Below are 13,343 nucleotides of genomic sequence, written 5' to 3' on the forward strand. Positions count from 1 at the left end.
TTTTTACTCATGCCGAATGAGGATGCAATAATAATTCTAATTCAACTTCCATATCTTCCATATATCTGATGCTACCGAATAAGCTTCTTATATTGCTTGTAAATCTTGCAAACCAGCTAGATGTAGTAGTTACCCCTGAAGTGCTTATTCCTGTACCAACACCAGTACCTATGCTCCCCCCAATAGTCCCTCCTATTACAGCGCCCACTGGACCGGCAATAACACCACCAACTACACCGCCTATGGCTCCACCGACAGCGCCGCCGCCTATGGCTCCTGAACCACCGACAATTAATCCAATTGAGACTACAAGACCAATCCCTAATCCCACAGCTAATCCAATTGCAACGTCTTTCCAGAATAATCCCAGGGGGTCAATCATGGAGACAGGGTTTCCCCGTACGAAGGCATAGCGGTTTAGTGACTGTGGGCGGAACATGCTTCCGGGAATAAAGTCTTTCTGCAAAAAACGACCCAGGTGCGGAGCATAAGACCTCGCACGCATATACTGGAGCCCATTCCCGTCATTAAACACGCCGTAAATTCCGTTATACAAAAATGGGTTGAAACTGTTCCCCTGGGAGTTGCTTAAATTTCCCCAGATATCACAAGCATAACGGTCTGTTATGCTTCCACTTTCATCTGTCAGGGCGACCACACTTCCCCGCGTGTCGAATGCATAGATACGGTATGTCCCGTCACTTCCCTCCTGGCTTACGAGACCATTGCCATACACGTAGCGATAAAGTATATCTCCCTCTTCATTCCGTATTTCCAGCAACCGGTCAAGGAAATCGAGAAGTGACTCAGGCTTTTGAACCATTGCCAGAGTACCTGTGAAGTTATCTTCAGCAAAGATATTGAAAAAAATACCATTATTCTCAGGTAAGTTCACTAAGGGTGATGAAAAACCGTTGATATCATAAACAAATTTTCTTGTAATGCCATTGACTGTCGTTGACGACCTGAGACCGTCTTCATCATAGGCATAGGAATCATTGTTAATTGTGCGTATCCTGTTGTACCAGTCATAGGTGACTGTTGCCATATCCTGCGCAGAGGGCAATGTGACAAGATTGCCGTCATCGTCATAGTTTAACTGTTGACCGTTATAGGAAATGATCTGGTTGCCAGCATTATATGTCGCACTGAATTGTTGAGATATAGATCCGGGGCTTATAGGGTTGATGGACTGGCATGTTTTTTTATTCCCCAGTGCATCAAGGGTATACTGTGTACTGGCAATAATAATATCATCTTTTTTATGAGCTATGCCAGTCAACCTTCCGCCTGCATCAAATGTAAGCGTGGCAATGCAGAAATTGGGATAATTAATCTGCTGCACATGGCCAATCGGATCATACTGATAAAGCGTTGCCCTGTTATTCCAGTCTGTGACGCTTGACATCCTTCCAAGGTTATCATAAGCATAGCGCACCTGTTTACTATCTGAATATGTGAGCAGGTCAACATTGTCATCGGGCGTGAAATGGTATAAAATTTTTCTGTTTTCACTGTCTTCCCTGCCGGTCATGCGGTTCCAGGTGTCAAAGGTTCTTTTTATTCTGCTAATATTGTTCAGCAATGTTTCAACACAGTTGCCATTGCCGTCCAGTTTATGGGTAATTGTTCCCTCTGAATCAGGAAGGAGCAGCCCCGTAAACCTTCCTGCTGCATCATAATTATATGTCAATACCTGGTAGCGGCCATTTGTGTAAGTATGTATGTTTCCCCAGGGTGTGTATGCCCTACAGGTTACTTTATTTAAAGGATCAGTTTCTTTGAGCAGCTGGTTAAGTCCGTTAAACTCAAGTGTGGTTACACTTTTATCATCGCCTGGCCTTCCCTTACTTAAAAGCATGTGTTTTGTTGCACTGTCATACCTGTAGGTATACTTTGTAAAAACAAAACTTTCCTCTTTATCTTCTCCAGTAGAAATTATTCTTCCCAGAGCATCATACTGATACCTTAGTTCATTCCATAGACTATCCTTACCTTCCTTGATAGAGATAACTCTTCCAAGAGCGTCCTTAACAGAAATTTTTTGAATTCCCAGGCTATCAGTTTCTGTTACGACCTCTTGTTTTGTGGAGGTCACTGCATCATTTTGCACTGTATAGGCAATAGAAGTCGCATTTCCAGCTTCATTTTCTACATAGATCAAACGTCCGGCAGCATCAAATTTTTTAACTATTGTGTATCCAGTTGCCTGGCCATCCAGCACAGGGAGCGTACACGTCACTACCCTGTTAAATATCCCTTTCGTTGACGATTCTTCCTTCCCATAACTCAAGGTTGTCTGCTGGTTGCTTCTGCTTTTTACGGCTATTAAACGACCTGCAAAGTCATAGGTTCGCTCTTCTGTACATGGCATTTCGCTCTGACCTGCTAATGGATAAGTGACAACCTCCTTTGTCGCGTAAGTATTGTTGGGAAGATAATTCTGTTCATAGGTTTTTGTGTACAGGTTCCCGTTTGCATCGGTGAACTGTAATAATTGGTTAAATTCATCGTACTGGTACTGCTGTATAACATCTTTTGAATATATTATCTGCTGGAGATGATCGCTTTTATCAAACTGGTAGGTTGTTTCCCGTTCAAGATCGCCTAGCGCAGGGTACATAATCTTCTTCAGAAGATCATTAGGGTCATACTGGCAGTTCATGATATTCCCTACCGCATCGCTTTCACTGCTGAGATTACCAACAGGGTCATAAGAGAAATTTGTTGTAAATGCCTCGTTTTCAGGCTGGTTGGCAAACATCACTGCTCTTTTTTTGCACCTGCCGTCAGCATAGTATTCACACTTGATTTTTTGCAAGGTGTTGCCGCTTGCATCTATGATTGTGTCAAGAAGAACCCTGCCAAGTGAATCATTTTCAAATGTTCTTTTATCTCCCAGAGGATTGCCAACCTCGGTCAGGTAACCATTTGCGTACTTAAATGTGAAGGTATTTTCGGCAACATCAGTTATAGAACTAATTAGCCCCTCCTGACCAGAATTATCTTTATTATGATATTCGATACGCATCTCCCTTTGCAGGGGATCAGTAATTTTTTTTAATAGGTTGCCGTCATAATTGTAGAAAGTAGTATTTCCTAGGATGTCTACTTCTTTTACAAGGTTATTATTGCTATCATAAAAATAGGTGCTTACCTGTCCCAAAGCATCATGAATGGTAAGTACATTGTTGTTATCATCATACGTATAGATGGTTTTATTCCCTTTGCTGCTATTGTATTCAGACTCCAGCCCTTCATATATCGTCTCGCTTAACAGGTTACTGAAAGCATCATATATTTGTGACACTTTTCGTATTTTTCCATTGCCAAGCTGAGCTGTAACATCTTTTAAATTATTGCTAGTCCTGTAACTTTTATACCGGGCTGTGCAACCTGATCTGTCTTCATAATCAGCAACGACCATATCGAGATTATTTTCTTTTATTGCTGTATAATTGACTTTAATGCCGTAATTTGTCCCTGGAGAGACTGCTTTCGCGTCCTTCTGAGAAATGACTCTGTTATTTCCGTCATACACATTCTGGATAAAAGTATGACCGTTTTCATCTGTTATGTTTTTTATAAGGGACTTATCATAATACTCAAATGTCCGTTTGTTTCCCATAACGTTAGTTACTGAAACCAGGTTATTATTCTGGAATTCATAACTAATGGTTCGCATCGCGTTATCCGAAACAGTTTTGATAAATCCGCTTGAGTTGTAATCCAGCGCAAGGTAATGAGCTGCATCGAGTTGTATCTTTCTAAGCTGGGTTCCTTCATACTCCAGGGAAACTGTGTTCCCCACAGGAGATATTATGGATGTCAGCCTGCCATCAGACGAAAAACGATAAGAATATTGGTTTTTTACTGAGAGGGAGAAAACGTGGTCTGAACCAAAAAACAGGTTGTATCCCCTTCGGGCATTCAAAGGGGGATAATTTCCAGTTATTGAATTAGGCACTATATATTTATCCACACTGTCATCACCCCATATAACGTAAAGCTGTTTTTTGTCAGGTGTAAGTGCAATCCTGGTATTATATGAGTGGTTCCACCTATTCCCCAGAGGTTTGCCATCATAATAACTGCTTTCATCAGGAAGTGGTACATCAGTCTGGTAAAAGGCAATAAACTGCAGGGGTTCTATACACATCACATCCAGGTCACAATGGGAATAAGCATAACTTCCTGTAACCAGGTTAATTGGATCACCTCCATGAGGTGGTTTTGGCTCAGGAGGTTTTGGGGCTTCAATCTTTAACTTCTGGCTCTTTTCAACCATGGTGCTGGTTTCCGAGCCTTTTATAGTTACTATCTGCACTTTTACATCATAGGAATTTCCAGTTTCCACACCTGTCTCACTTTTGCTGATTATGATATTCGTGCTGGTAGCCTCGTGCGTCGTTTTCTCCGCATCATTAATGAAAATTTTCACCTGGTACGTGGCGCCACTTTCACTTGAAGAATAACTCACACAAATATTAGCGTCATTATCAGCGTTCAACCCGATATTGCTCACAGGTTCCAGGGCATTAATAGGAACAGATTTAAAACCGCTCCATCTTCCAAGTGATGTGCCCTTTACTGCCTGCACCCTGACATTGTATACATTTTTGTCAGTGATTACGCTGTCATCCTGAAAAGTATAAGTTTTGGCGGATACCAATTTTTCATCTAAAAGCATCTGTGTACTGTTGTTCCATAATTCTATATTGTATGAAATACCGGTAGAGTCCTTAAAACTCCATGCTATTGTTATTGAATGATTGGAGGCGCTACCTGTTGCTGAATTAATTTCCGGGCCTATCAATTGGAATATCGTTACAGACGGATTATTTTCAGAATATTTTGTTATAAAACCGAATAACATCCCCCGGATTTGAGGGATGTACTGATCATTTTCTGAAGCATTCGCAGGAGCATAGGTTATTGGCTCTGGTCTATCGCTGAATGCAGCATAGTCAGGAACATTTTCCTGGTTTTTAAAAACTTCAAGATATCCCTGGGCGTCATTAATTCCTGTATACTGGACAGCAATTTTCCCTATATTGTAATCATACCAGGCGCTTGTTATAGAAGGGGTGTTTACCTGGCCAACAGCACTCCAATTCCCGTATGAACCTCCTGCAGTCGCCTGAACCTTTACCTCGTAAGTGTTGTTGTCAGCCATGATTGTATTAGCTATAGGATAAAACAGATCCTCCGTTGTTTGTTTGTCAAAGGGTTCAGTACTTTTATTTTTATAAGAATATACGTTGCATATTATCTTGAGGCCTGCGTCTTTTTGTTGTTGGGTTCGAATATCCGTCCATTGTAATTTAATCCGCTTTGCCACTGTATCAAAGTCAAAGGATGTTACAGGCGTGCCAAGACCATTTATGGTTATTTGTTGTGATGTGCACCATTCCCCTACACAGCCCACGCCAATACCGCGTACCCTTGCTATGTATACTTCATTCTCTTTCAGGTCAATTGCCGTTATTTTTTTATTTATTTCTCCTTGATCTGTAAATATGTCATATACAGGGGGAGTGTCGAGAGATCCTTTAAAAACTTGGATGTAATAATTATTTACTCCCTGCATAGGCATCCATGATACATTCAGGTAGATACCAGAAGAGTCATTCTGACAGGTGAAAACTATCGTGGGTGAAGCAAAAGAAATAACGTCGCTAAATGTCCCATGTGATCCCTGAGAAAATGCCTTTATTTGGAAAGTATATGAATCGTTTTCTTTGGCCAGATTTGTGAGAGAATATGTTGTACCTTGTTGGTTGAGGAGTAGATCGGTTTTTCCAGTCATTTCGTTTTTTTGTAATATAGTATACGATTCAGCTTGGTCGACAGGAGTCCAGTCTGCATTAAGAGTATGAATATCTACAAGGGTTGTTCTCAGAAAAGTCTTTTGTAAATTAAGAACTATTATATTTTTTTCATCACTCCATTCTCCTGGTTTTCCTCCTATAACCGCTTGTAACTTAGCTAGGTACTTTGTATTTATTCTGTAACCTGTAATAGACTGCGGTGAAGTAATTGGTTCCTGAATAGGAAGTATTTCACCATATTCAGAAGAAATCACTTCAAGATTATAACTAGTAGCCCCTGTTACTTGGTCCCAACTTGCAATAAACTGGTTGTTTCTGAACCTGAGGGTCATCGAATCAATGAAAGTGCCATTTACAATGTCACCTGATGTTTCAAGGGATTCGAGTTTCCAGTATATAATCAATGCAGGATCATTATTCATTCGTACCTGCATATCTGTAATGATCTCTTTTCCTTTGCGTATAGAGTTCCAGAGCCTGAAGTCGCTTATCATTCCGGTAAAATTGGATTCTTCCTCAATAACATGACCAATTTCCAGTTTTCCCCCTTTTTCTATAATCGTGCCCTTATCATGGCTTAAGGCCATGATATTTTCGAACATCAGCACTCCGTCCTTGTACACCTGTACACCGTAGTGAGTACTATCAGAAGGAAAAACCGTGAAGGCTAGGTGATGCCAGTAATTGTCATTGATTGAAATATCCGTGGTACCCGTGCTTCTACCGCCGAAACCAACTTCCAGGTTTGCGCTATTTTTTACCCATAAACGCGTTGAAATATTCGCTGCATCATAACTGAAGAGAATATCAGCAGTGACTGTCGGACCTGTCTTTACCCAAAACGAAAAGGTAAAACCTTGTACCGGGAAATTATCCACGCTGCTTTTTGATAAAGATCCCTGCTCGTTAAATGAAAGCACCTTAGCAGGTTCACCTATCTGGCTGTCATAACTTATTGATAAAACAGGTTTGCCCGTGTCACTCATTGCACTTCTCCTAGGCTTGATTATTTTGGATCGAAAGAATATTACCGGAATTGTCCATGTTACAGGTAACCGTTATGGTATTGTTAGAAATAATTGATTTCAGTCTGCTGACAGTATCGTAATTATATGTTGTATTTTCTGCATAGGGCCCCTGTGCCGGTTTAGTCCAGGGGCCCTTTACCACACCGTTTTCTCCCCTCACATGGCTTGTGTAAATAGCACCTGCATCAAGGGAATAATTGAACGATACATGGCTATCGCCGGTCACTTGGTCAGCGAGCTTTGCGTTGTCTTTATATAATTCGCAATTAAACTGTTTACCCTGAAGGCTCGTAGATATAGTCCAGTCTGAACGAAGGTTCTGGCCAGTATAATTAAGGTTAACATTGCCTGGGCAGGCAATTACAGCAGAAAGTTCAGCTGAATAAGGTCCGATCACAATCTCATTATTTGCTGTTGCACAGACCGTTGTTTTGTACTGCTTCGACTGGTCAAGGGTAGATTCGAGTTTACAAGATGTGATTGTAGACGGAATATTTTGTTTAAACGAACCGTCATCTGTGTACAATGAGACGATGTACAGATCAGCGTCTGTAACTGGTTCCCATGAAGTGTCAAGTCTTCCCTGATCATTTTCAAGACTGTATTGAAGCAGGTTTATATCCGGTGCTTTTATAATAGCAGAAAGTTCAGCTGAATAAGGTCCGATCACAATTCCATCATTTGCTGTTGCACAGACCGTTGTTTTGTACTGCTTCGTTTGGTCAAGAGTGGATTCGAATGTGCATGACGTTATTGTGGACGGAATGTTCTGTTTAAAGGAACCATCAACAGTATATACAGATGTAATGTACAGTTCTGCGCCTTGAACCTCTCCCCACGAAGTATTAAGCTTTCCTTCACCGTTGATTAAAGTGTATTGAAGCAGGTTTATATCCGGAGCTTTTGTAATAGCAGTGAGTTCATTTGACACAGGTCCAATTACAATGCCGTCATGTGCCATAGCAGAAACTATTGTTTTGTACTGCTTTCCCTGATCAAGGGTGGATTCGAGTTTACACGACGTGGTTATGGATGGAATATTCTGTTTAAACGAACCATCCGTGGTATACACTGAGATGATGTATAGATCAGCGCCTGTGACTGGTTCCCATGAAGTCTCAAGCCCTTCCTGGTCATTCTCAAGATTGTATTGAAGCAGGTTTATATTCGGTGCCTTTATAATAGCAGTGAATTCCCTAGATACAGGCCCGATCACAATCCCATTATTTGCTGTTGCACAGACCGTTGTTTTGTACTTCTTCGTTTGGTCAAGAGTAGATTCGAGTTTACATGACGTAGTTGTGGATGGAATATTCTGTTTAAAGGAACCGTCAACAGTATACACTGAAGTGATATAAGATTCTGCACCTGCAACTGCTTCCCATGAAGTATCAAGTGTTCCCTGATCATTTTCATGGCAGTATTGAAGCAGGCTGATAACAGGTGGAAGTACAATAAGTGTTACTTCATTGCTTCTCGGACCGGGGTTACCATCTATTATGGCACTGACAGATACAATGTACGTTTTATCCTCATCCAGTTTTTCGGATATCTTCGCGCTTGTTCCTGTGGCTGGCTGGTTGTAATGCATGGTACCAGCAGTATCGTGAAGTTCCACAACAAAATCAGTATATGATCCAGAATTAGTCCAGTTTATGTTTAATACATCGTTATCGTAATGCGCCAGTGTTATATCTGGAGATTCCGTATGAGAAGAAAAAGGAACTATAAATTGTCCAAATGCAATAGGACCACTACCTACCTTCACCGTAGCTTTAACATTGTTTGAGACAGTGTCGATTACAGAGACAGTATTACTGAACAAGTTCGCCACATATACTTCTGTTCCCGCTGGGTTGACTGTAACTCCATGAGGACAACTTCCGACATTCACTGTAGCTGTAACACTGAGCTTTTCTGTGTTAATAACAGAGATAGTATTGCTGGCTATGTTCGCCACATATACTTTTGTTCCCGCAGGATTAATTGCAATTCCCCAAGGAGCACTACCTACCTTCACCGTGGCTATAACATTGTTTGTTGCTGTGTCAATTACAGAAACAGAATCGCTGCCGTAGTTCGTCACATATACCTTTTTTCCATCCGGGCTGACTGTAACTCCTACAGGATCTTTCTCCATCTTTACAGTGGCTGTAACAATGTTTGATGCTGTATCAATTACAGAGACAGTTCCACTTTCATTTACTACATATACTATTTTTCCATCTGGACTGACTGTAACTCCCTGAGGCCATCCACCAACCTTAATCATGGCTATAACAGTATTTGTGCCAGTGTCAATTATAGAAACAGTATTGTTGTCTGCACTAGTCACATAAACCTTTTTCCCATCCGGAGAGACTGCAACTCCATAATGAGTGCGTCCTTCCACCTTCACAGTAGCTGTAACATTGTTTGTTGCTGTGTCAATTACAGAGACAGTCTCATCTTTTTCACTTGATACATATAATTTTGTTCCATCTGGATTGACAGCAACTCCCCAAGGATTACTTCCTACCTTCACAGTAGCTGTAACAATGTCTTTTGTCGTGTCAATTACAGAAAGAATATTGCTGTCACGGTTAGTAATATATGCGTATGGTCCCGCAGACGAAATACTTTGCTCACCAGCGGTCGGTGCCATTGGCTGTCCAAGAATTGTCACTAATCATCCTCCACGTCCTTTATTTTGAGGAAATGTCAATAAATTACCAGCATTCTCATATTTTCTGTATCGAAGGAGAATCGAGCCTTAATGAATCAATACATTTGAAACAGTAATGAGTTTTGTTCTAAAGTTGGACTCAAAACACGTTTAAGAAATGTATCTTTCTATAGAGAGTTTATTGATTGGATACAGTCGCCTTTATCTGTTGATTATAATAAATTGTTCGCTATAGAAATAAAACGACGTCGCAAATGCATAAAGGTAATGTGACAAAATCAAGTTAATTCAGTGCAATATTCTATTGAGCTTGACACTGCTGATCCTCGAGCCAGTTCAGATAATCCTGATGCCATTGCTTTGGCAACTTTGCCAAAACATCATCTTTGTTCCTATTCTTATGCGCCTTATCTCCGTAAATCCGCTGCATCCTTCCGTCACCCACCATAATGCCATTGGCAAAGTGGGTTCTGTTATCATCTGTGAGGATAATGCTCTTGTCCTCTGCGATTAGGTGGAGGTTCCATACCTTTCCAGCGTACATTTCTTCCTGTATACTGATTATTTCACTCGCCCCTGATTCCGTCAGCAGCTTATCTCCTTTTATCAATTCACGTGCAAGGCGTACACCCTTTCCTGTAATAACCGGGTGACCTTCAGTCAAGAACAGCGAATTCCCTTTATTATCTTCAATATGGAACATTGGTTTATCTTCGACGCCGATGACCGTATTCTCTACGGTCAAGCAACTTCCTTTTGCATCGCTTACAATCTCCTCTCCAACCACTATTGTTTCAATTGTTTTCAAGCTATTATCTGCCATGCGTACCAGTGTTCCTTCTGCCATGCATCCATACACTATCTCCATGGAAGGAATCTTCAGAGTATTAAGAAAGTTCTGTCCCGGCGTTACTGAAGGAGGAGCATTGGTAATAAATGCTACCACATTTTCACGCCCTATCTGAATAATAACATTAAAAATATAATACACCAACTCCCCGCTGTTAAAATTTGGCGGGTCAAAATAGAGCCAGTCTAAGTCCCAGCTTAAAACAGGGCCATTGATGGTAGTATTTGGAGCTTTAAAAAAATTGAAGTCAAGAGGTTTAATAGGATTTCCAGGTTGAGTTTGTTTTGCAATCTGTATTGTACAACTTGCATTAGTGGGAGTACCGTCAGACGCAAACTGAATAGGATCAATGTTAGAAAAATACTCAATATTTCCTTTAATAGGTACTTGAATCTTATGACCTGTATCCCATCCATGCCAGTAATCACAATTACCCTCTTGCCTGTTCAGACAGACTACTATTGCGCCATCTTTATTTATATCACTAGGCGAAATATTTGTTATTGTTTTTGGAAAATGGAAAGTTTCGACGGGCATTGTCCCAAAGGTTGTTCCCTGATCATTTGTATACTGGTATGTTAATACGCTCTTGACAGAACGCCCCTCTGGAGGCATGGGTGAGCTGAACGACCCTGAAGCTTGAAGAAAAAATGTGGTATCATTGTTATGCTTTTCAGCTTTTATTACCTCGCCTAGAGGGTTGTCTTCACCATCGAAAATACCCAGAGTTAATGTGACATTGTACGAATTTCCTGGAATTGAGGATATTGCTCCTGCAACATAGTTCTGCCCATCAGTGGTATCTAGTTGTGTAATGACATCGACTGCGGTAAGCAGCGACTCACCGTCGGCCCTCACATATTCATTCAGGGGCGCACCATACTTTGCATGCCGAACCTTTGAATCAGTGATAGTTTTAAACAGCTGAGGGCGCCTCTTGGGGTGAATCCCTGCCAGTTCCAGTTGTTTATGTAAAAATCGTTCTTGTCTCTCATCAGATAAATTGAGGAGCATGGATCTACCGTTTCCTGCTTTCTGTACAACGTACCTGATGTCCTCTTTATCCAAAACTGATAGTTGAGCCATAATATGCCTCCATTCCTTTCATTGGTGTAACGTATCCAATAACACCCTTTAATGCTAACAACAATATAACAGTTACAAAAACATATAAACATTTAAACATTTATATTTTTCTAATTAATGAAAAAAGTTTAGAATTAATAGATATTATTTATTATTTATATTATAAATTTTTATTATCACTTTATTTTTTTCTATAATGAATGTATCCAGCCATTAAGAGCCTATCCGAAAAGTCAGTAATGCATGTTGAAAAATCACAATAGGTTTAATAATATCAGAGTGTCCGTTCCGGTTTTGCATATTGCATATTGTAAAAGTTATAGCAGATAACAACTTTTCGGATGGACTCTAAATAGCGATTATTTTATTTCAGTCGAATACCTGCAGCAAGTTACGGGGAAGCCAGCGGAACTTTAGGTATAATTATTCTCTGTTTATTTTATCTCTCAATATTCCAATATATCCCCTATCATTCCATAGGCACCTCCCAATAGCTGTTTTTTTAATCTCATGATATTCTTTGAAGATCTTTCTCTCGTTCCACTTCGTTCATGTGGAAGTCTCCCCCGGGGAAAAGTAAGGCAGTTTATCTAATTTCAGGACAATTAAGGTTTTGAGCAAGATGTCAGTCGATCAGATTCCAATTGGTAAGTTTTCTTTCATGACCCGCCTCTCCCAAAAAGCTCTCAGGCTTTATGACCGGAAAGGTTTGCTTGTTCCGGAAGAAGAGTTACTAAAAGGTTGCTTTTTATTCCTGGTTTGGCAGGTTCTGCTAATTTACAGGTTGACGTTGCAGCAAGGAAATATAAAAACAAAAAAGATGGCAAAAGACATCATTGAAAATAACTTTCAAGAATGCGCATAATTTATGTGGGTAACAAGTCCGCTTCGGCTGAAGCATTCTGAAAATAATTATAATGGGGAATGGGGATCATGGAGAACCCCACACTTGAGGGTATAAAAGACAGAGAAGGCCTTGAAATGCCAAAAAAGGGCCATAGGTGGTGATAGAGGTGATTGCAGGGAGAACCAACCCTGCTTTATTAGAAAAGGGCGGCCGTAACGCCCTCGTTTTTGGAGTGATAACGGCATAAATGGAGTTATGGTTTCATGAGGGTACTACAGCCGTACCCAAAACTAGTACAAACATAGATTAGTCTGGAAACTATATAAGTGTTTCACTATTATATATATAGTGGCAGAAAACATGGATTTCAGTTTTAAAGTATATATATTTGGTACTCATATACTGCCTCTGGTCAAGGTGACACCCCAACGACACCGAAATATTGTAAAACAACAGTACTGCTGTAATGCAGCAGTCTGATATTATCAACCTTTGTACAATCTGTTGCTATCGCTTTCTTAGGGTTATGCCTTAAACGGATCTATGTATAACGGCGACGACACAGACAGACTCGTCCTCTTTTAAATAACTTATACAAACAAGGGAAGTTTTTGTCGTTATGCTGTTTTAGAACGACATTTTGTCGTTTTAGTTGAATGTACCTATTTTGTTGTCGTTTTATTGTCGCCTGCTATATTACAGCAGTAATGTTGAATTCTGTCTGTCGTCGCAGACATACAGACGTGCGTCTAGTTAATTGTAGGTATACTGCCGGATTTTTTTCAGTTCAGCAGCTAGAGGCTTGAAAAGTAGTACTGTAGGGATATAGCAGGTGCGACAAGGTTGATGTCTGTCTGTGGAGGAAGGTCACATTAAAAAGAGTAGGGTTTCATCCCTCCACACAAAGCACCTGAACCCATGGCTTTGCTTATATACTCACCCTTCTGTGCTCAGTCCTACAACGCTAAGTGCTTGGACAGGATCAATCATACCAAGTTAGCTTTAACCCTTTTAAAAACTGAGGAACAAAGGATTA

Annotated in this window: 4 protein-coding genes; 1 reads left to right on the top strand and 3 read right to left on the bottom strand. The window is 40.5% G+C overall.

Annotated elements, in window-relative coordinates; all coding sequences use genetic code 11:
- Positions 1–7 precede the first annotated feature (7 nt).
- The 3 genes from RG963_RS09970 to RG963_RS09980 all read right to left on the bottom strand — a co-directional run bounded on the left by RG963_RS09970 (position 8) and on the right by RG963_RS09980 (position 11,460).
- Positions 8–6,817 (bottom strand): LamG-like jellyroll fold domain-containing protein, encoded by a 6,810-nt coding sequence (locus tag RG963_RS09970; RefSeq protein ID WP_310576120.1) that lies wholly within the window; start codon positions 6,815–6,817, stop codon positions 8–10.
- 10 nt (positions 6,818–6,827) lie between these two features.
- Positions 6,828–9,524: a YncE family protein gene (locus RG963_RS09975; protein ID WP_310576121.1), complete on the bottom strand. Its 2,697-nt coding sequence runs from the start codon at positions 9,522–9,524 to the stop codon at positions 6,828–6,830.
- A 301-nt stretch (positions 9,525–9,825) separates the two neighbouring features.
- Entirely contained in the window at positions 9,826–11,460 is a 1,635-nt protein-coding gene (locus RG963_RS09980) for a Hint domain-containing protein (protein WP_310576122.1), read from the bottom strand.
- A gap of 622 nt (positions 11,461–12,082) precedes the next feature.
- On the opposite strand from RG963_RS09980, the gene RG963_RS09985 reads away from it, so the two are divergent.
- Positions 12,083–12,325: a MerR family transcriptional regulator gene (locus RG963_RS09985; protein WP_310576123.1), complete on the top strand. Its 243-nt coding sequence runs from the start codon at positions 12,083–12,085 to the stop codon at positions 12,323–12,325.
- The last annotated feature ends 1,018 nt before the right edge of the window (positions 12,326–13,343 follow it).

Origin of the sequence: Methanosarcina baikalica (assembly GCF_031461075.1) — an archaeon.
GTDB classification, from domain to species: Archaea; Halobacteriota; Methanosarcinia; order Methanosarcinales; family Methanosarcinaceae; genus Methanosarcina; species Methanosarcina baikalica.